Source organism: Paenibacillus xylanivorans, assembly GCF_001280595.1.
Lineage (GTDB): Bacteria > Bacillota > Bacilli > Paenibacillales > Paenibacillaceae > Paenibacillus > Paenibacillus xylanivorans.
This window is the reverse complement of sequence record NZ_LITU01000021.1, coordinates 8635-28238: the sequence shown is the minus strand read 5'-3', so window position 1 is coordinate 28238 and position 19604 is coordinate 8635. Positions and strand designations below refer to the sequence as shown.

Here is a 19604-nt window from a genome sequence, read left to right as displayed (position 1 = left end):
TCATCAGGCTCGCGTCTTGCTCCGGCTTCGGCCGGAGGGGGCGTAACCTAGAATACAGGACTTGGTTAAGGAGGGTTGCTCCTTGTTGGACGTCAACAATTTCGAATACATGAAGATCGGGCTTGCTTCCCCAGAAAAAATTCGTTCTTGGTCCCGCGGAGAAGTGAAAAAACCGGAAACGATCAACTATCGTACGTTGAAACCGGAAAAAGAAGGGCTGTTCTGCGAAAAGATTTTTGGCCCTACAAAAGACTGGGAATGTCATTGCGGTAAATACAAACGCGTCCGTTATAAAGGCGTTGTCTGTGATCGCTGTGGCGTTGAAGTCACACGTGCGAAAGTACGCCGCGAACGGATGGGCCATATTGAGCTCGCTGCTCCGGTATCGCATATCTGGTACTTCAAAGGTATTCCGAGCCGCATGGGTCTCGCTTTGGATATGTCTCCAAGATCTCTCGAGGAGATTATTTATTTTGCATCATATGTAGTAACTGATCCAGGAGAAACTCCACTGGAGAAAAAACAGCTGTTGTCCGAGAAGGAATACCGCAGCTACCGTGAGAAATACGGATATGGGTTCCAGGCTGGCATGGGTGCAGAAGCAGTTAAGAAATTGCTTCAAGACCTTGATATAGACAAAGAGCTTGAATTCCTTAAGGAAGAGCTCCGCACTGCACAAGGACAACGTCGTAACCGTGCAATCAAACGTCTGGAAGTAATCGAAGCATTCCGCAACTCGGGTAATAAACCTGAGTGGATGATCATGGATGTACTTCCAGTTATCCCGCCGGAACTTCGTCCGATGGTACAACTGGATGGTGGACGTTTTGCAACGTCTGACCTGAATGACCTGTATCGCCGTGTAATCAACCGGAATAACCGTCTGAAACGTTTGCTTGATTTGGGCGCGCCAGACATTATCGTGCAAAATGAAAAACGGATGCTGCAGGAAGCTGTTGACGCATTAATCGACAACGGCCGTCGTGGACGCCCTGTAACGGGTCCTGGTAACCGTCCATTGAAATCTCTCAGCCATATGCTGAAAGGTAAACAGGGACGTTTCCGTCAGAACTTGCTCGGTAAACGGGTTGACTATTCTGGTCGTTCCGTTATCGTAGTTGGACCTTATCTGAAAATGTATCAGTGTGGTCTGCCTAAAGATATGGCGCTTGAACTGTTCAAGCCTTTCGTGATGAAAGAGCTTGTAAATAAAGGGCTTGCCCACAACATCAAGAGCGCTAAACGTAAGGTTGAGCGCGTAAGTCCTGAAGTATGGGATGTTCTTGAAGAAGTAATCAAGGAGCACCCGGTTCTTCTGAACCGTGCCCCTACGCTTCACCGTCTCGGTATTCAAGCATTTGAACCGATTCTCGTTGAAGGTAAAGCGATTCGTCTTCACCCGCTCGTATGTACGGCGTACAATGCCGACTTTGACGGTGACCAAATGGCCGTGCACGTTCCATTGTCTGCTGAAGCTCAAGCGGAAGCACGTATTTTGATGCTTGCATCAGGTAACATTTTGAACCCGAAAGACGGTAAACCGGTTGTTACCCCTTCCCAGGATATGGTTCTTGGTTCTTACTACCTGACCATGGACAACAAGGAAGAAAAGGGAACGGGCATGATCTTGCGTACGGTTAACGAAGCTGTATCCGCGTACCAACGTGGTACTGCAGGTTTGCATGCACGTGTAGCGATTCCGGTTAGAGCACTTGGCAAAACAATCTTTACCGATGAGCAACAAGATGCAATGATGCTGACTACTGTCGGCAAAATCATCTTTAATGAAATCTTCCCGGCAAGCTTCCCTTACATCAATGATGCAACTCGTGCGAACCTCTACCAGGGTACCGCTGAGCATTCATTTGTTTATGAGAAGGGTGCTGACCTTAGAGAAGCGATCATGAATGCTCCTTTGGCTGGTGGCGTCGGCAAAGAATATCTCGGTTCTATCATCGCACGTTGTTTTGAAATTTATCACACAACGGAAACAGCCGTTATTTTGGATAAAATCAAACAACTTGGATTCACATACTCGACTCGTGCTGGTATCACTGTAGCGGTGTCTGATGTTATCGTTCCACCTGAGAAATTTGAAATTCTTAGACAGTCTGAGGAAAAAGCACAAATCGTTACGAATCAGTACCGTCGTGGTCTGATTACGAACGAAGAGCGCTATGACCGCATCATCGATATCTGGTCGAAATCGAAAGATGATATCACCGAGATTCTGATGAAATCGATGGATCGCTACAACTCCATCATGATGATGGTTGACTCCAAAGCACGGGGTAACAAATCGCAGATCACCCAATTGGGCGGTATGCGTGGTCTGATGGCCAACCCATCCGGTCGAATCATTGAACTCCCAATCAAATCGAACTTCCGTGAAGGTCTGACGGTACTCGAATACTTTATCTCGACTCACGGTGCCCGTAAAGGTTTGGCCGATACGGCCCTGCGTACAGCGGATTCAGGTTACCTGACTCGTCGTCTCGTAGACGTGGCACAAGACGTGATCGTGCGTGAAGATGATTGTGGTACAGATAAAGGCTTTACGGTAAGCCGTATCCAGGATGGTAAAGAGGTTATTGAGGATCTCTACGACCGTATTGAAGGCAGATACTGCTTCGAGACTGTTCGTCATCCGGAAACAAAAGAAATTATTGCACACCGTAATGAACTGATTGACTCTGATAAAGCAGAGGCAATCATCAAAGCTGGCGTAACCAAACTACAAATTCGCTCCGTACTTAGCTGCCGTGCGCGTCACGGTGTCTGCAAGAAGTGTTATGGTCGCAACTTGGCGACTGGTAAACACGTGGAGATCGGTGAAGCAGTTGGTATTATCGCAGCGCAATCCATTGGTGAGCCAGGAACACAGTTGACAATGCGTACATTCCACACCGGTGGTGTAGCCGGAGACGATATTACGCAAGGTTTGCCGCGTATCCAGGAGTTGTTTGAGGCTCGTAATCCTAAGGGTCAAGCAACAATCAGTGAGATCGACGGTGTTGTTAAAGAAATTCGCGAAGCGAAAGATCGTCGCGAAATTGAAATTCAAGGTGAAGCAGAATCCAAAGTTTACTCTGTTACCTACGGTTCCCGTGTACGCGTTAGCGAAGGCATGGAAATTGAAGCAGGCGACGAGTTGACAGATGGTTCTATCGATCCAAAAGAAATGCTGCGCATTAAAGGCGTACGTGGCGTACAGAACTACATTTTGCAGGAAGTACAACGCGTATACCGTAACCAAGGCGTAGAAATCAATGACAAACACGTTGAAGTTATGATCCGTCAAATGTTGCGTAAAATCCGTATCGTCGATGCAGGGGACACTACATTGTTGCCAGGATCGTTCGTGGATACGCATGAGTACGAAAGAGCTAACAAGACAGCGATTCTGAGTGATAAAGAGCCAGCGGTTGCGAAACCAATCTTGCTCGGTATTACGAAAGCATCCCTGGAAACAGACTCCTTCCTCTCGGCGGCTTCGTTCCAAGAGACTACACGTGTACTGACAGATGCAGCAATCAAAGGTAAAGTCGATCAGTTGCTCGGTCTGAAAGAGAATGTAATCATCGGTAAACTGATTCCTGCAGGTACAGGTATGCACCGTTACCGCAGCATCAAATTTGCTGAGCCGGAAGATGGCCAATCTTCGGTAGAAGAACTTGAGCCAGTTTCGGTTGATTAAGATATTTAACTAGATTCGTCCTTATTATAAGGGTGAACTAAGGTTTTGTACGCCGGGAGGCGACGGCTGTTTCATACAGAAGGACGTTTCCCGGCGAGGCAAAACTTTATATAAAATGTTTTAGGATTAGCATTGACATTGCTTACGCTAGATGCTAATATATCAAAGGTGCGTGAGTAGCTGATTGTATTTGGTCCTATTCGGAGGAATGAACAATGTCTAATGAAAAAGGTCTGCAAGATGCTCATGTCAAAATAGGTACCAAACAGACCACGCGGATGGTTCAGGCAGGTATGGCTTCTGAAGTTTATGTGGCTGAAGATTGTGATCCGCAGCTTACTTCCAAAATCATTGCTTTGTGTGAACAACACAATGTGAAGTGCACGAAAGTGGACACAATGAAAAATCTCGGCAAAGCTTGCGGGATTGGAGTGGGAGCAGCAATGGCTGCTGTCGTAAAATGATACGGTAAGGAACGTTTTTGTCCGAGAACTTTTAGGGATTCTCCAAGGCAAAAACTTTTCATTTGTCTTTTTATGAACCGCCTGGGTCTGTGGACTTAGCGTAAGAGGGTTTATAAAGAAACATGAAAAATTGAGGAAGGGGGTGGCAATCACATGCCAACTATTAACCAACTGGTACGTAAAGGACGTCAAGCTAAAGTTGAAAAGTCCAAATCACCAGCTTTGCAAAAAGGGTTCAATGCTTTGAAACGTGAATCAACTAACATCAGTGCCCCACAAAAACGTGGTGTCTGCACTCGTGTAGGTACAATGACTCCACGTAAACCAAACTCTGCACTTCGTAAGTATGCCCGTGTTCGTTTGACGAACCGTCTCGAGGTAACTGCTTATATCCCGGGTATCGGACATAACCTTCAAGAGCACAGTGTTGTGTTGATCCGTGGAGGTAAAGTTAAAGACCTTGCAGGGGTTCGTTATCACATCGTTCGCGGAGCTCTTGATACTGCAGGCGTGAACAACCGTATGCAAGCTCGTTCGAAATACGGTGCTAAACGTCCAAAAGCTAAAAAAGCCTAAAATATTATAAGTAGCAGTCCTGAATATCTTCTGGGTTAATCCCAGGAGGTGTAGGATGTGCTCATGAAGAAAGAAAGGGGGATATCCATGCCACGCAAAGGTCCAGTTACGAAAAGAGACGTGTTGCCAGATCCGGTATACAGCAGCAAGCTGGTTACTCGTTTGATCAACCGCATCATGCTCGACGGAAAACGCGGTGTTGCTCAAAGCATTCTGTATAATGCGTTTAAGTTGATTCAAGAACGTACGGGTAATGACCCTATGGAAGTATTTGAAGCAGCAATCAAGAATATCATGCCAGTCCTGGAAGTTAAAGCTCGCCGTGTCGGCGGTGCCAACTACCAAGTACCAATCGAGGTAAAACCAGAGAGACGTACTGCTTTGGGATTACGTTGGCTCGTGAACTACTCCCGCAACCGCGGTGAGAAAACAATGGAAGAGCGTTTGGCGGCTGAGATCATCGACGCTTCCAACAACACAGGCGCTTCCGTTAAAAAACGTGAAGATACGCACAAAATGGCTGAAGCGAACAAAGCGTTTGCTCACTACCGTTGGTAGGATTCGGTTCACAATAATAACTTCAATTTTGAAGGGAGACCCATTTCATGGCAAGAGAGTTCTCCTTGAAAAATACACGTAATATCGGGATCATGGCTCATATTGATGCGGGTAAAACCACGACAACTGAGCGGATCTTGTTCTACACAGGACGTACGCACAAAATCGGTGAAGTACACGAAGGCGCTGCGACAATGGACTGGATGGAACAGGAACAGGAGCGCGGAATTACAATTACTTCCGCTGCGACTACCGCTGCTTGGAAAGGCCACCGCGTTAACATCATTGATACCCCGGGACACGTTGACTTCACTGTTGAAGTTGAACGTTCCCTTCGTGTATTGGACGGAGCAGTTGGTGTATTCAGTGCGAAAGAAGGCGTTGAGCCTCAGTCCGAAACCGTATGGAGACAGGCTGATAAGTACGGCGTACCTCGTATCGCTTATGTAAACAAAATGGATATCATCGGTGCTGACTTCCTGAACGTTGTCTCTGACATGCGTGATCGCCTTCAAGCGAACGCAGTTGCGATTCAACTTCCAATCGGTGCTGAAAATGATTTCAAAGGTATCATTGATATCGTTGCACAAAAGGCTCATATGTACAAAGATGACCTGGGACAAGATATCGAAGAAACCGAAATTCCTGCGGAATTTGCTGATCAAGTTGCAGAACTCCGTAATGAATTGGTTGAGCGTGTTGCAGAACTCGACGAAGACTTGACAATGAAATACCTGGAAGGCGAAGAAATCACTATTGATGAGATCAAAGCTGCCCTCCGTAAAGGTGTTGTTGATGTTAAGATCTTCCCGGTTATCTGTGGATCCTCGTATCGTAACAAAGGTGTTCAACTGATGTTGGATGCTGTTATCGACTACTTGCCGGCTCCAACAGACGTTGCATCTATCACTGGTCATCTTGAAGATGGAACTGAAGCAATTCGTAAGTCATCCGATGAAGAGCCTTTCTCCGCATTGGCCTTCAAAATCATGACTGACCCTTACGTTGGTAAATTGACATTCTTCCGCGTATACTCCGGTGTTCTTCAATCCGGTTCTTATGTATTGAATGCCACTAAAGGCAAACGTGAGCGTATCGGTCGTATCCTTCAAATGCATGCTAACAGCCGTCAAGAGATCACTGAAGTTTACTCCGGTGACATTGCAGCTGCTGTAGGTTTGAAAGATACGGGTACAGGTGATACACTGTGTGATGAGAAAAATCCGGTTATCCTGGAGTCAATGAACTTCCCTGATCCGGTTATCGAAATCGCCGTTGAACCTAAAACCAAAGCTGACCAAGATAAGATGGGTGTTGCTCTCGGTAAGTTGACTGAAGAGGATCCTACTCTTCGTGCTCATACTGATGAAGAAACAGGCCAAACGATCTTGGCAGGTATGGGTGAACTTCACCTTGATATCATCATTGACCGTATGCGTCGTGAGTTCAAGGTTGAAACTACTGTGGGTAAACCACAAGTAGCTTACCGTGAAACTTTCCGTGCACCAGCGCGCGTTGAAGGTAAATTCGTTCGTCAATCCGGTGGTCGTGGTCAATACGGTCACGTATGGGTTGAGTTCGAACCTCTCGAGGCAGGTACAGGCAGCCAGTTCGAAAGTAAGGTTGTCGGTGGTTCTGTTCCAAGAGAATACATTCAACCAGCTCTTGCAGGTATCGAAGAGCAAATGAAAAACGGCGTTATCGCAGGCTTCCCGCTTGTTGACGTTAAGGCTACAATCGTAGACGGATCTTACCATGATGTCGATTCCAACGAGATGGCATTTAAAATTGCCGGATCGATGGCGCTGAAAGCTGCGAAAGACAAATGTAAGCCGGTTCTGCTTGAGCCAATCATGAAAGTAGAAGTAACCGTTCCAGAAGAGTATATGGGTGACGTTATGGGTATGCTTAACTCCCGTCGTGGCCGCATCGAAGGTATGGATTCCCGTAGTGGAGCCCAAATCATCCGTGCTAAAGTACCTTTGTCTGAAATGTTCGGATACTCTACAACTCTTCGTTCCGGTACACAAGGACGCGGCGTATTCTCCATGGAGCTTTCTCACTATGAAGAAGTTCCTAAGAGCATCGCTGAAGAGATTGTTGCCAAAACAAAAGGAACCGAGTAGTTTTCTCTCATTGAATGAAAGTGCATAAGAGTCATGTATTCTTTGCACTTCATTTAGTGAAAACATAAAATTATAATTTTAAGGAGGCCACGTTCAAATGGCAAAGGCTAAATACGAACGTAATAAACCCCACGTTAACATTGGTACTATCGGTCACGTTGACCATGGTAAAACAACTCTGACTGCTGCAATCACAACTGTATTGTCCAAAACTTACGGTGGCGCAGCAATCGCATTCGATCAAATCGATAAAGCTCCAGAAGAGCGCGAACGCGGTATCACAATTTCTACATCACACGTTGAATACGAAACTGATACTCGTCACTACGCTCACGTAGACTGCCCAGGTCACGCCGACTATGTTAAAAACATGATCACTGGCGCGGCACAAATGGACGGAGCTATCTTGGTAGTATCCGCAGCTGACGGCCCAATGCCACAAACTCGTGAGCACATTTTGCTCTCCCGTCAAGTTGGCGTACCTTACATTGTTGTATTCTTGAACAAATGTGATATGGTTGAAGACGAAGAGTTGTTGGAATTGGTTGAGATGGAAGTTCGCGACCTTCTTAATGAATATGAATTCCCAGGTGATGACACTCCAATCACTCGTGGATCCGCTCGTGAAGCTCTGCAAAACCCTGATGGCGAGTGGGCTCAAAAAATCATTGAGATGTTCAAAGAAATCGATACGTACATCCCACTGCCTGAGCGTCAAACTGACAAACCTTTCTTGATGCCTGTCGAGGACGTATTCTCCATCACTGGTCGTGGTACTGTTGCTACAGGTCGTGTAGAGCGTGGTACTGTTAAAGTCGGCGAAGAGATCGAAATCGTTGGTATTACTGAAGAAACTAAAAAATCCGTAGTTACGGGCGTTGAGATGTTCCGTAAATTGCTGGATTCCGCTCAAGCGGGTGACAACATCGGCGCATTGCTGCGTGGTGTTGATCGTACTCAAATCGAGCGTGGACAAGTTTTGGCAAAACCGGGTTCTGTTAAGCCACACACAGAATTCTCTGCACAAATCTACGTTTTGACTAAAGAAGAGGGTGGCCGTCACAAGCCTTTCTTCACTGGATACCGTCCACAGTTCTACTTCCGTACAACTGACGTAACAGGTATCATCAACTTGCCAGAAGGTACTGAAATGGTAATGCCTGGTGACAACATCACGGTTACTGTTCAACTGATCTCTCCAATCGCGATCGAAGAAGGAACTAAGTTCTCTATTCGTGAAGGTGGACGTACAGTTGGTGCAGGTTCCGTAGCAACTATCCAAAAATAATTCAGCTTATCGCTGAGTAAGCATATGCAACAGTGTACTGGAACGAGTAACATTGTACTGTAACGAAGTTTCGGAAGAGTTCTTTATCCGACATCGGATAAAGAACTCTTTTATTATGTAATAGTTTCGGAACCTGCGTCATACGAAATGAACATCATTTGCGAGTGTAGAAGGATTGGTAAGGCAGCATGGATATTGAAGGTAAACACTGCACTAAACGAAGTCATTTCTTGAGAAAAGATTAGTTTAAATGTTTTTCTTAAATATGCTTGCAATACGCCCATCTTTTCTATATAATAATGAATGTTGTTCTGTGACGTTGCGATGATGTGAGAGGTTACTGGCACACCCGGCCCCTTTGCCATGGGACAGTGGCTAGAAAATTTTCACGGAGTATGTCCGATAAAAAATTGGGCGATAGAAGGAGGGACTAAAATGGCAAAGCAAAAAATTCGTATTCGTTTGAAAGCTTACGACCACAGAATTCTTGATCAATCCGCGGAGAAAATTGTTGAAACAGCAAAACGTTCGGGTGCAGGTGTATCCGGTCCGATTCCGCTTCCTACTGAAAAACAAATCATTACTATTCTTCGTGCGGTGCACAAGTACAAGGATTCTCGGGAACAATTCGAACAACGCACACATAAGCGTTTGATCGACATCGTTAACCCGACTCCACAAACTGTGGATGCCTTGATGCGCTTGGATCTGCCGTCCGGTGTAGATATCGAAATTAAATTGTAATACAAGCTACAACAAAGACCATGTATAAAGGAAAAGAGGTGTCAACATGAAAGCAATCTTAGGAAAAAAACTCGGAATGACTCAAGTATTTACACCTGAGGGTAACGTTGTACCAGTAACGGTTATCGAAGCAGGCCCTTGTGTTGTTTTGCAAAAGAAAGACATTGAGAACGATGGCTACGAAGCAATTCAAATCGGTTACTCCGATAAGAAAGAGAAAAATGCTAACAAGCCAGAAGCAGGTCACGCTAAAAAAGCGAATACTGCCCCTAAGCGCTACGTTCGTGAAGTTCGCGGTATCAACATCGCAGAATATGAAGTTGGCCAAGAACTGAAAGCTGACATTTTCGCTGAAGGCGAATTCGTTGACGTAACGGGTGTTTCTAAAGGTAAAGGTTTTGCCGGCGTTATCAAACGTTGGGGACAAAGCACTGGACCTATGTCACACGGTTCGCGTTACCACCGTGGCCCTGGTTCAATGGGTTCGATCCAAGCTAACCGCGTTCCTAAAGGCAAACGCCTGCCAGGACACATGGGGCATGATACTGTTACAATCCAACGTCTTGAAGTAGTTAAAGTAGACGCTGAGCGTAACGTGTTGCTCGTGAAAGGTTCCATTCCTGGACCGAAAAACAGTCTCATTAAAGTTAAAGAAACGGTGAAAAAATAACCACTGAAGAAAGGAGGAACACAAAATGCCAAAAGTATCAGTTTACAATGTAGATGGTAGCCAAGTAGGCGAAGTTGAATTGAACGATGCGGTTTTCGGAATTGAGCCGAACCAACACGTTCTATACGATGCAGTTCTTATGCAACGCGCTTCCCTTCGTCAAGGTACCCACAAAGTAAAAGGACGTTCTGAAGTACGTGGCGGTGGACGTAAGCCTTGGAAACAAAAAGGTACAGGTCGCGCTCGTCAAGGTTCAATTCGTTCACCACAGTGGAAAGGCGGCGGTATCGTATTTGGTCCAACACCACGGAGCTATGCGTATAAACTGCCTAAGAAAGTTCGCCGTTTGGCGATCAAATCAGCCCTTTCATCCAAAGTGCTTGACAATGACATTATCGTTTTGGACGCTCTCACGTTGAGCACGCCTAAAACTAAAGAATTCGCAGCCATCTTGAGTAACCTCAAAGTGGGACGTAAGGCTTTGATCGTAGCTCCTAGCTATGATGATAATGTAGCTCTTTCCGCACGGAATATTCCAGGCGTGAAATTCGTAGCTGCTGACGGCATTAATGTTCTTGACGTGCTTTCGCACGACAAACTGATCATTACGAAAGAAGCAGTTCAGAAGGTAGAGGAGGTGCTCGCGTAATGAAGGATCCTCGTGATATTGTAAAACGTCCGATTATTACGGAACGTACAGCTGACATGATGAATGACTTGAAATATGTATTTGAAGTCGATATCCGTGCAAACAAAACCGAGATCAAGAAAGCCGTGGAAGCTATTTTCAACGTAAAAGTGAAAAACGTGAACACGCTTCGTGTTCCAGCTAAGCCAAAACGGTACGGACGTTATTCCGGATATACTAGCGAATGGAAAAAAGCGTTTGTAACGCTGACACAAGACAGCAAAACGCTTGAGTTCTTTGAAACTGTATAATTGAATTTTTGAAGTAAGGAGGGAAACCCAGTGCCAATCAAAAAGTATAAACCAACTTCCCCGGCAAGACGGAACATGTCCGTTTCTACATTTGAGGAAATTACCACAGATCAGCCGGAGAAATCGTTGTTGGCCCCATTGAGCAAACAAGCAGGCCGCAACAACCAAGGTAAAATTACAGTTCGTCACCATGGTGGTGGACACAAACGTAAATACCGTATCATCGACTTCAAACGTACTAAAGATGGAATACCGGGCCGCGTTGCTACGATTGAATATGACCCGAACCGTACATCTAACATCGCTCTGATTCACTATGCTGATGGTGAAAAACGTTATATCATCGCTCCTAAAGGTTTGAAAGTTGGAGATCAAGTATTCTCCGGACCTGAATCAGACATCAAAATCGGAAACGCATTGCCACTCGAAAATATTCCAGTAGGTACTGTTATCCACAACATCGAGTTGAAACCAGGTAAAGGCGGACAATTGGTTCGTGCTGCTGGTACAGAAGCTCAATTGCTTGGTAAAGAAGAAAAATACGTTTCCGTTCGTCTCTCTTCCGGAGAAGTTCGTCGTATTTTGAAAGTTTGCCGCGCAACAATTGGATCTGTTGGTAACCAAGACCACGAGCTCATCAAAATCGGTAAAGCCGGTCGTAGCCGTTGGTTGGGTAAACGTCCTGAAGTTCGTGGTGTAGTAATGAACCCTAACGATCACCCACACGGTGGTGGTGAAGGTCGTGCTCCAATCGGACGTAAATCGCCAATGTCACCATGGGGTAAACCTACTCTTGGTTACAAAACGCGTAAGAAAAATAAAGCTTCTGATAAATACATCATTCGCCGCCGCACGAAGTAATACACACTGTGCATGATTTCGTGAGGCATCTGCGGATGCATAATAGCAACGTTTGAAGGGAGGATCTCCACATGGGTCGCAGTTTGAAAAAAGGGCCATTCATTGATGGCTACATGCTGAAAAAGGTAGAAGACATGGAAGCATCCGGTAAAAAGCTTGTTATTAAAACCTGGTCCCGTCGTTCTACAATTTTCCCACAATTCATCGGACACACTTTTGGCGTATATGATGGACGTAAACACGTGCCAGTATACGTAACTGAGGACATGGTCGGACACAAATTGGGTGAGTTCGCTCCAACCCGTACGTACAAAGGCCATACTGATGATGATAAGAAAACAAGAAGATAAATGAACATCTTTAATGTTTGAGAGGAGGTTACACAATGGAAGCAAAAGCACATGCTAAGTTTATCCGGATTGCTCCTCGTAAAGTTCAACTCGTTGTTGACTTGATTCGCGGCAAGCAAGTTGGTGAGGCGGTTGCCATTCTCCGTCACACTCCGAAATCCGCTTCTCCGATTGTTGAGAAGTTGCTTAACTCCGCGATTGCAAATGCGGAACATAACTATTCTTTGGATGTTAATAACTTGGTCATTTCGCAAGCTTACGTGAACCAAGGACCGACAATGAAACGTTTCCGTCCTCGTGCAATGGGACGTGCAAGTCGTATTAACAAACGTACTAGCCACATCACTTTGGTGGTATCTGAAAAGTAGAAGGAGGGGAAATGTGTGGGCCAAAAGGTAAATCCAGTCGGACTCCGTGTCGGAATTATCCGTGACTGGGAATCTAAGTGGTATGCAGGTAAAGACTTCGGCGATCTTTTGATGGAAGACGTGAAAATTCGTGAATTCCTGAAAAATAAATTGAAAGACTCCGCTATGTCTCGTGTTGAAATCGAGAGAGCGGCTAACCGCGTAAACGTAACGATTCACACTGCGAAACCAGGTATGGTAATCGGTAAGGGTGGTTCGGAAGTTGAAAATCTGCGTAATCAAATTACGAAAATCGCAGGCGGTAAAAAAGTACACATTAACATTTCTGAAATTAAGAACCAAGACCTGGACGCAATCCTGGTAGCTGAAAGCATTGCGCAACAATTGGAACGTCGTGTTTCTTTCCGTCGTGCTCTGAAACAAGCTATTCAAAGAACAATGCGCTCTGGTGCAAAAGGTATTAAAACTCAAGTGGGCGGACGTCTTGGCGGTGCTGAGATTGCTCGTTCGGAAGGCTACAGCGAAGGAACTGTTCCACTGCACACGCTTCGTGCCGACATCGACTACGGTACAGCAGAGGCTCATACTACTTACGGCCGTATCGGCGTGAAAGTATGGATCTATCGTGGAGAGGTTCTTCCTACGGCTAAGAAACAAGCTGCTAAGGAAGGAGGCAACTAATCATGTTGGTACCAAAAAGTGTAAAACACCGTAAGCAACAACGTGGACATATGAAGGGCCAAGCTAAAGGCGGAACTACGCTGAACTTTGGTGAATACGGTCTGCAAGCTACGGAACCGGCTTGGATTACGAACCGTCAAATCGAAGCGGCTCGTATTGCGATGACTCGTTACATCAAACGTGGTGGAAAGTTTGGATCAAGATCTTCCCAGACAAACCAATCACTCAAAAGCCTCTCGAGGTTCGGATGGGTAGCGGTAAAGGTAACGTAGAAAAATGGGTTGCAGTTGTGAAACCAGGTAAGATCATGTTTGAACTTGCTGGTGTACCGGAGGAGATTGCACGCGAAGCAATGCGTCTTGCCGCTCACAAACTGCCAATCAAAACAAAGTTTGTGAAACGTGAAGAATTGGGTGGTGAAGCAAATGAAAGCTAGTGAATTTCGCAACCTAACCTCTGCTGAAATCGAGCAAAAGATTGCCGGATTTAAAGAAGAACTCTTTAACCTCCGCTTTCAACTCGCTACCGGTCAGCTGGATAACCCGACTCGAATCCGTGATGTGCGGAAAGAAATAGCTCGTGCTAAAACCATTATCCGTGAAAGAGAATTGGGAATCGGTTAATTAGGGATCGGATGTATAATCCGTCCGTAATCAGGAAGGAGGCCAACAATGAGCGAAGAACGTAACGCACGTAAAGTGCAAACCGGTAAAGTGGTCAGCGATAAAATGGACAAAACGATTGTTGTTGCTGTAGAAACTTACAAAAAACACAACTTGTACCATAAACGCATTAAGGTTACTAAAAAATTCAAAGCGCATGACGAAGAAAACACTGCGAAAATCGGTGACACGGTGAAAATCATGGAGACTCGTCCGCTTTCGAAAGATAAACGCTGGAGACTTACTGAAATCGTAGAAAAAGCGGTTATCATCTAATGCATCAGCAGCATAGCTGAAAGGAGGAATACTAAATGATTCAACCATTTACACGTTTGACTGTGGCTGACAACTCCGGTGCGAAGGAACTGATGTGTATCCGCGTACTCGGCGGTACGGGACGTCGTACAGCTCAAATCGGTGATCTGATCGTTTGTTCTGTAAAACAAGCAACACCAGGCGGCGTTGTCAAAAAAGGTGATGTAGTTAGAGCGGTTGTCGTTCGTACGAAACGTTCTGTACGTCGTAAAGACGGTTCCTACATCGGTTTTGATGAAAATGCAGCGGTTGTTGTAAAAGACGACAGAAGCCCACGTGGAACACGTATTTTCGGACCTGTTGCTCGTGAACTCCGCGAGAAAGACTTCATGAAAATCGTTTCCTTGGCCCCAGAAGTTATCTAAAGCTTAATCTCGTGATGTTAGAAACAGGAGGTGTACGAAATGCCAAGAGTGAAAAAAGTTCTGGAATCCCATAACAATAAACTTCATGTTAAAAAAGAAGATACAGTTATGGTGATCAGCGGTAAAGACAAAGGTAAAAAAGGCCGTGTCATCGCTGCTTATCCTCGTGAGAACCGCGTCCTTGTGGAAGGTGTTAACATGATTAAAAAACACCAGAAGCCTAACCAGCAAAATCCGCAAGGCGGCATTATCGAGAAGGAAGCTCCGATTCACGTTTCCAACGTAATGCACATCGATCCAAAGAGCGGAAAAGTAACCCGTGTAGGTTACAAAGTGTTGGATAACGGAAAGAAAGTGCGCGTTGCTAAACGTTCCGGAGAAATTATCGACTAATTGAACCGAATGAGAAAGGAGGTCTATGATTCATGGCAGCAAGAATGAAAGAACGTTACCTGAACGAAATTGCTCCTGCTTTGATGCAGAAGTTCAACTATACAACGGTAATGCAAGTGCCGAAAATCGAGAAAATCGTTATCAACATGGGTGTGGGCGACGCTGTCCAAAACTCCAAAGTGTTGGATTCCGCAGTAAACGATTTGCAATTGATCGCAGGTCAAAAACCTGTAATCACTCGTGCTAAAAAATCTATTGCAGGTTTCAAACTACGTGAGAACATGCCTATCGGTGTGAAAGTAACATTGCGCGGCGAGCGCATGTACTTCTTCCTCGATAAACTGCTCAACGTTACGCTTCCTCGTGTCCGCGACTTCCGCGGTGTATCGAGCAAAGCTTTCGACGGACGTGGTAACTACACACTGGGTCTGAAAGAACAACTGATCTTCCCAGAGATCGAGTATGATAAAGTAGACAAAGTCCGCGGTATGGATATTGTCATTGTTACAACGGCGAAAACAGACGAAGAGTCCCGTGAATTGCTCACGCAACTGGGAATGCCTTTCGTTAAATAATGTTGCTATAACGTTTCCGGGTGTCTGGAAAGACTCCCTTTTCTCCGAAATTATTTAGGAGGTGTCAGGCTAAGTGGCAAAAACTTCGATGAAAGTTAAACAACAACGTACACCAAAGTTTAAAGTACGTGCTTATACACGCTGTGAGCGTTGCGGACGTCCACATTCGGTACTGCAGAAGTTCAAAATTTGCAGAATTTGCTTCCGTGAATTAGCTTATAAAGGCCAGATTCCTGGCGTGAAAAAAGCAAGCTGGTAAAAAGTCCTGAACGGGAAGGAGGTTAACTCACAATGACTATGTCTGATCCAATTGCAGATATGCTTACTCGTATTCGTAACGCGAACACAGTTCGTCACGAAACGGTAGAAATGCCTGCTTCGACAATGAAAAAACAAATCGCCGACATCCTGAAGCGTGAAGGTTTCATCCGTGACGCTGAAGTTATCGATGATAACAAACAAGGGATTATCCGTGTTTTCCTGAAATACGGTCAAAATAACGAGCGTGTTATTACTGGTCTGAAAAGAATCAGTAAACCTGGTCTTCGTGTTTACACGAAAAGCAACGAAGTACCTCGTGTACTTGGTGGTCTGGGTATCGCTATTATCTCGACATCCAAAGGTATCATGACGGACAAAGAAGCTCGTCAATCAAAAGCCGGCGGAGAAGTCGTCTGCTACGTTTGGTAATATAACGTCACAAGATAGGAGGTGCAACATATGTCTCGTATTGGTCGCAAACCAATTACAGTACCAAGTGGTGTGGACATCACACTGGACAACACCGTTATTACGGTAAAAGGACCAAAAGGATCTTTGACTCGTGAACTTCATAAAGACATGAAGGTAACAGTTGAAAACAACGAAATTACAGTTGTGCGTCCTTCCGATAACAAAACTCACCGTTCTTTGCACGGCACAACGCGTAGCGTTGTAAACAATATGGTGAGTGGTGTTACTGAAGGATTCGCAAAATCTCTGGAGCTGGTTGGGGTCGGATATCGTGCAAGCAAATCCGGAGATAAAATCGTTCTGAACGTTGGCTACTCTCACCCGGTTGAAATTACACCGGAAGCGGGAATCGAATTCGAAGTTCCTTCGAATACGAAAATCATCGTTCGAGGAATCGATAAAGAGCGTGTAGGTGCTTACGCTGCTAAAATCCGTTCCGTTCGTGAACCTGAGCCGTACAAAGGTAAAGGTATTAAATATGAAGGCGAGCGTATCATCCGTAAGGAAGGTAAAGCCGGTAAGAAGAAATAAGATTTTTCTTACCGCCTTTGCGCGGTTTTCGGCTTGCTTGCTTCTTGTGTTTCTAATATACCCCGTGGCTTCCGGTTTGAAGCCAGCGAGGTAACCTGAAAGGAGTGAATCCCTGAGATGATTACGAAACAAGATAAAAACAAGGCACGTCTGAAAAGACACTTGCGTGTTCGTAAGAAAATCCAAGGAACGGCAGCACGTCCTCGTTTGAACGTATTCCGTTCTGGTAAACATATGTATGCTCAAATCATCGATGATGTAGCTGGTGTTACGATCGCTTCCGCGTCTACTGTAGACAAAGAATTGAGCGGTGACATCCAAAACGGCGCATCTGTTGAATCTGCTCGTAAAGTCGGCGAACTCGTTGCTAAACGTGCGAAAGACAAAGGCGTTTCAAACATCGTATTTGACCGTAGCGGTTATCTGTACCATGGTCGTATCGCAGCATTGGCTGCAGCGGCTCGTGAAGCAGGACTTGAGTTTTAAGATATTTTTCAAAAGGAGGTTAACGACTTGCGTGTAGATCCGAATACTTTGGAACTGACTGAAAGAGTTGTAAATATTAATCGCGTAGCTAAAGTAGTAAAAGGCGGACGCCGTTTCAGCTTTAGCGCACTGGTTGTAGTCGGCGACGGCAACGGCTGGGTTGGAGCTGGTATCGGTAAAGCGGGCGAAGTACCTGATGCAATTCGCAAAGGTATTGAAGACGCTAAGAAAAACCTTGTACACGTTCCACTCGTAGGAACATCGATTCCTCACTTGGTAACAGGTAAGTTCGGCGCAGGACGCGTTCTGTTGAAACCAGCATCTGAAGGTACTGGTGTTATCGCTGGTGGTCCTGTACGTGCGGTTCTCGAACTTGCTGGTGTAGGTGACATTTTGACAAAATCTCTGGGTTCTTCGAATTCCATGAACATGGTCAATGCGACTTTGGAAGGTTTGTCCCGTTTGAAACGTGCTGAAGACGTGGCAAAACTGCGCGGCAAATCCGTCGAAGAGCTTCTGGGTTAAGGAGGGAATCTCATGGCTAAATTAGAAATTACCCTCGTCCGTAGCTTGATCGGACGTCCGGAGACGCAAAGAACAACTGTGAAAACATTGGGCTTGCGCAAAATCAACAGCAAAGTGGTTCAAAACGACAATCCTGCCATTCGTGGTATGATTAACAAAGTAAGCCACTTGGTAGCTGTTAAAGAAGTAGAAGCTTAAAAGGGTTAATCCCACAAATCTTTAAGGAGGTGCAACGAACGATGAAGTTACATGAGCTTTCACCATCTCCTGGATCCCGCAAAGAACGTAAACGTCTTGGTCGCGGTCCAAGTAGTGGTACTGGTAAAACATCAGGTCGCGGTCACAAAGGACAAAACGCTCGTTCCGGCGGTGGTGTTCGTCCGGGCTTCGAAGGTGGACAAAATCCATTGTATCGTCGCTTGCCAAAACGCGGTTTCGTAAACCCAACTCGCAAAGAATATGCAGTTGTGAATATTGAAGACCTGAACAGTTTTGCTGCGGGTACTGAAGTAACTCCAGAATTCTTGATGACGAATGGCGTAGTTAAAAACGCTAAATCCGGAATCAAAATTCTGGGTAACGGTGAAGTCACTGTGAAGTTAACTGTTAAAGCTAACAAGTTTTCTCAATCTGCGGTGGAGAAAATTGAAGCTGCCGGCGGTAAAACCGAGGTGATTTAATGTTCAAGACCCTAAAGAATATCTGGCGGGTTGAAGATCTGCGCAAAAGGGTATTATTTACCCTTTTTGTACTGATCATTTACCGCATCGGATCCTTCGTTCCAGTACCTGGGGTTAATAAAGAGGTTTTCGAAGCGACAAATTCTGCGGGTAAAGAAGTTTTTGGACTTCTCAATACGTTCTCGGGTGGAGCGCTCTTTCAGTTCTCGATATTTGCGCTCGGGATCGTGCCTTACATCACTGCGTCTATCATAGTGCAGCTGCTTTCCATGGACGTTATTCCTAAATTAGCGGAGTGGGCAAAGCAGGGTGAACAAGGTAAGAAGAAATCTGCACAACTGACCCGTTATTTAACGGTAGGTCTGGCATTGATTCAAGCGTTTGGTACGTCGATCGGATTCAACCGCTTGTACAATACAGAAATGGTGCCTAACGCAACATTTGCAGATTATATCTTGATCGCAATTGTACTTACGGCCGGTACTTCATTCCTAATGTGGCTTGGTGAGCAGATCACCGAGAAGGGCATAGGAAACGGGATTTCGATTTTGATCTTTGCGGGTATCCTATCAACGGTGCCTAATATTATCAAACAAACGATCGAATCCGACTTCATCCAAGCTGATCAACTGTTCATGAACATTCTTAAAGGGGTAATCGTCGCAATTGTTATTGTGCTGATTATCATAGGTGTCATTTACATCCAGCAGGCGATTCGGAAAATTCCTGTACAGTACGCTAAACGTGTCGTAGGTAATAAAATGTACGGTGGACAGAACACACATATCCCGCTGAAGATTAATGCAGCAGGTGTTATCCCTGTCATCTTTGCTTCATCTCTGTTGATGTTCCCATCGATCATCGCAAACTTCTGGGCTGATCGTACATGGGCACAGTGGATCGGAGCGAATCTCACTACTCACAAACCTCTGGGTATGTTACTCTATGTAGTGATGATTTTCGGGTTCACATTCTTCTATACTTTTGTACAGATGAATCCACAGCAGATGGCTGACAA

The 19604-nt window shown here is 45.3% G+C and carries 27 protein-coding genes and 1 pseudogene; all 28 read left to right on the top strand.

The features are described 5' to 3' along the window. Positions 1-82 precede the first annotated feature (82 nt). Positions 83-3697, top strand: coding sequence for a DNA-directed RNA polymerase subunit beta' (gene rpoC / locus AMS66_RS02025; protein ID WP_053779212.1), 3615 nt, complete (start codon positions 83-85; stop codon positions 3695-3697). A gap of 215 nt (positions 3698-3912) precedes the next feature. Continuing rightward, complete coding sequence (locus AMS66_RS02020) at positions 3913-4161, top strand: ribosomal L7Ae/L30e/S12e/Gadd45 family protein (RefSeq protein WP_053779211.1); 249 nt, start codon at positions 3913-3915, stop codon at positions 4159-4161. A 153-nt stretch (positions 4162-4314) separates the two neighbouring features. Further along, positions 4315-4737 carry a 30S ribosomal protein S12 gene (rpsL, locus tag AMS66_RS02015; RefSeq protein WP_017692070.1) on the top strand — a complete coding sequence of 141 codons (423 nt, stop codon included), beginning with the start codon at positions 4315-4317 and terminating at the stop codon, positions 4735-4737. Positions 4738-4824: 87 nt separating this feature from the next. Next, positions 4825-5295 carry a 30S ribosomal protein S7 gene (rpsG, locus tag AMS66_RS02010; RefSeq protein WP_024633590.1) on the top strand — a complete coding sequence of 157 codons (471 nt, stop codon included), beginning with the start codon at positions 4825-4827 and terminating at the stop codon, positions 5293-5295. A gap of 47 nt (positions 5296-5342) precedes the next feature. Further along, positions 5343-7421: an elongation factor G gene (gene fusA / locus AMS66_RS02005; RefSeq protein WP_053779210.1), complete on the top strand. Its 2079-nt coding sequence runs from the start codon at positions 5343-5345 to the stop codon at positions 7419-7421. Between the two features lie 97 nt (positions 7422-7518). Further along, complete coding sequence (gene tuf, locus AMS66_RS02000) at positions 7519-8709, top strand: elongation factor Tu (RefSeq protein WP_053779209.1); 1191 nt, start codon at positions 7519-7521, stop codon at positions 8707-8709. Between the two features lie 435 nt (positions 8710-9144). After that, positions 9145-9453, top strand: coding sequence for a 30S ribosomal protein S10 (gene rpsJ / locus AMS66_RS01995; RefSeq protein ID WP_017692074.1), 309 nt, complete (start codon positions 9145-9147; stop codon positions 9451-9453). Between the two features lie 46 nt (positions 9454-9499). Next, a complete protein-coding gene (rplC, locus tag AMS66_RS01990; RefSeq protein ID WP_053779208.1) occupies positions 9500-10123 on the top strand; it encodes a 50S ribosomal protein L3 in 624 nt (207 codons plus the stop codon). Between the two features lie 25 nt (positions 10124-10148). Further along, positions 10149-10772 (top strand): 50S ribosomal protein L4, encoded by a 624-nt coding sequence (gene rplD / locus AMS66_RS01985; protein WP_017692076.1) that lies wholly within the window; start codon positions 10149-10151, stop codon positions 10770-10772. Beyond that, positions 10772-11062 carry a 50S ribosomal protein L23 gene (rplW, locus tag AMS66_RS01980; protein WP_024633586.1) on the top strand — a complete coding sequence of 97 codons (291 nt, stop codon included), beginning with the start codon at positions 10772-10774 and terminating at the stop codon, positions 11060-11062. The genes rplD and rplW overlap by 1 nt, the downstream gene beginning before the upstream one ends. A gap of 30 nt (positions 11063-11092) precedes the next feature. Further along, positions 11093-11923 (top strand): 50S ribosomal protein L2, encoded by an 831-nt coding sequence (rplB, locus tag AMS66_RS01975; protein ID WP_024633585.1) that lies wholly within the window; start codon positions 11093-11095, stop codon positions 11921-11923. A gap of 71 nt (positions 11924-11994) precedes the next feature. Beyond that, positions 11995-12273 (top strand): 30S ribosomal protein S19, encoded by a 279-nt coding sequence (rpsS, locus tag AMS66_RS01970; RefSeq protein ID WP_053779207.1) that lies wholly within the window; start codon positions 11995-11997, stop codon positions 12271-12273. A gap of 35 nt (positions 12274-12308) precedes the next feature. Continuing rightward, positions 12309-12641, top strand: a complete 333-nt coding sequence (gene rplV / locus AMS66_RS01965) for a 50S ribosomal protein L22 (protein WP_024633583.1) — start codon at positions 12309-12311, stop codon at positions 12639-12641. A 15-nt stretch (positions 12642-12656) separates the two neighbouring features. Next, positions 12657-13322 (top strand): 30S ribosomal protein S3, encoded by a 666-nt coding sequence (gene rpsC, locus AMS66_RS01960; protein ID WP_024633582.1) that lies wholly within the window; start codon positions 12657-12659, stop codon positions 13320-13322. A 2-nt stretch (positions 13323-13324) separates the two neighbouring features. Then, a pseudogene (gene rplP / locus AMS66_RS01955) lies at positions 13325-13758 on the top strand (50S ribosomal protein L16). Continuing rightward, the gene (rpmC, locus tag AMS66_RS01950; protein ID WP_017692083.1) at positions 13748-13945 is read left to right on the top strand and encodes a 50S ribosomal protein L29; all 198 of its coding nucleotides are present in this window, start codon (positions 13748-13750) and stop codon (positions 13943-13945) included. Before rplP ends, rpmC begins: the two are co-directional and overlap by 11 nt. Positions 13946-13993: 48 nt before the next feature. Next, positions 13994-14260 (top strand): 30S ribosomal protein S17, encoded by a 267-nt coding sequence (gene rpsQ, locus AMS66_RS01945; RefSeq protein ID WP_017692084.1) that lies wholly within the window; start codon positions 13994-13996, stop codon positions 14258-14260. Between the two features lie 35 nt (positions 14261-14295). Further along, complete coding sequence (gene rplN, locus AMS66_RS01940) at positions 14296-14664, top strand: 50S ribosomal protein L14 (protein WP_024633579.1); 369 nt, start codon at positions 14296-14298, stop codon at positions 14662-14664. Between the two features lie 39 nt (positions 14665-14703). Beyond that, complete coding sequence (gene rplX / locus AMS66_RS01935) at positions 14704-15057, top strand: 50S ribosomal protein L24 (protein WP_024633578.1); 354 nt, start codon at positions 14704-14706, stop codon at positions 15055-15057. A 32-nt stretch (positions 15058-15089) separates the two neighbouring features. Continuing rightward, positions 15090-15632 carry a 50S ribosomal protein L5 gene (gene rplE / locus AMS66_RS01930; RefSeq protein WP_024633577.1) on the top strand — a complete coding sequence of 181 codons (543 nt, stop codon included), beginning with the start codon at positions 15090-15092 and terminating at the stop codon, positions 15630-15632. A gap of 73 nt (positions 15633-15705) precedes the next feature. Continuing rightward, entirely contained in the window at positions 15706-15891 is a 186-nt protein-coding gene (locus AMS66_RS01925; RefSeq protein WP_013312154.1) for a type Z 30S ribosomal protein S14, read from the top strand. A 32-nt stretch (positions 15892-15923) separates the two neighbouring features. Then, on the top strand, positions 15924-16322 hold the full coding sequence (rpsH, locus tag AMS66_RS01920) for a 30S ribosomal protein S8 (protein ID WP_053779205.1): 399 nt from the start codon (positions 15924-15926) through the stop codon (positions 16320-16322). A 30-nt stretch (positions 16323-16352) separates the two neighbouring features. After that, positions 16353-16895, top strand: a complete 543-nt coding sequence (gene rplF, locus AMS66_RS01915; RefSeq protein ID WP_024633576.1) for a 50S ribosomal protein L6 — start codon at positions 16353-16355, stop codon at positions 16893-16895. A 117-nt stretch (positions 16896-17012) separates the two neighbouring features. Then, positions 17013-17381 carry a 50S ribosomal protein L18 gene (gene rplR, locus AMS66_RS01910; protein ID WP_024633575.1) on the top strand — a complete coding sequence of 123 codons (369 nt, stop codon included), beginning with the start codon at positions 17013-17015 and terminating at the stop codon, positions 17379-17381. Between the two features lie 27 nt (positions 17382-17408). Then, positions 17409-17906, top strand: a complete 498-nt coding sequence (gene rpsE / locus AMS66_RS01905; protein ID WP_017692091.1) for a 30S ribosomal protein S5 — start codon at positions 17409-17411, stop codon at positions 17904-17906. A gap of 12 nt (positions 17907-17918) precedes the next feature. Then, positions 17919-18104, top strand: coding sequence for a 50S ribosomal protein L30 (gene rpmD, locus AMS66_RS01900; RefSeq protein ID WP_017692092.1), 186 nt, complete (start codon positions 17919-17921; stop codon positions 18102-18104). Positions 18105-18145: 41 nt separating this feature from the next. After that, entirely contained in the window at positions 18146-18586 is a 441-nt protein-coding gene (gene rplO / locus AMS66_RS01895) for a 50S ribosomal protein L15 (protein ID WP_053779204.1), read from the top strand. Further along, positions 18586-19604: preprotein translocase subunit SecY (secY, locus tag AMS66_RS01890; RefSeq protein ID WP_053779203.1), on the top strand; the 1019-nt coding region annotated here is incomplete at its 3' end. The genes rplO and secY, both read left to right, overlap by 1 nt.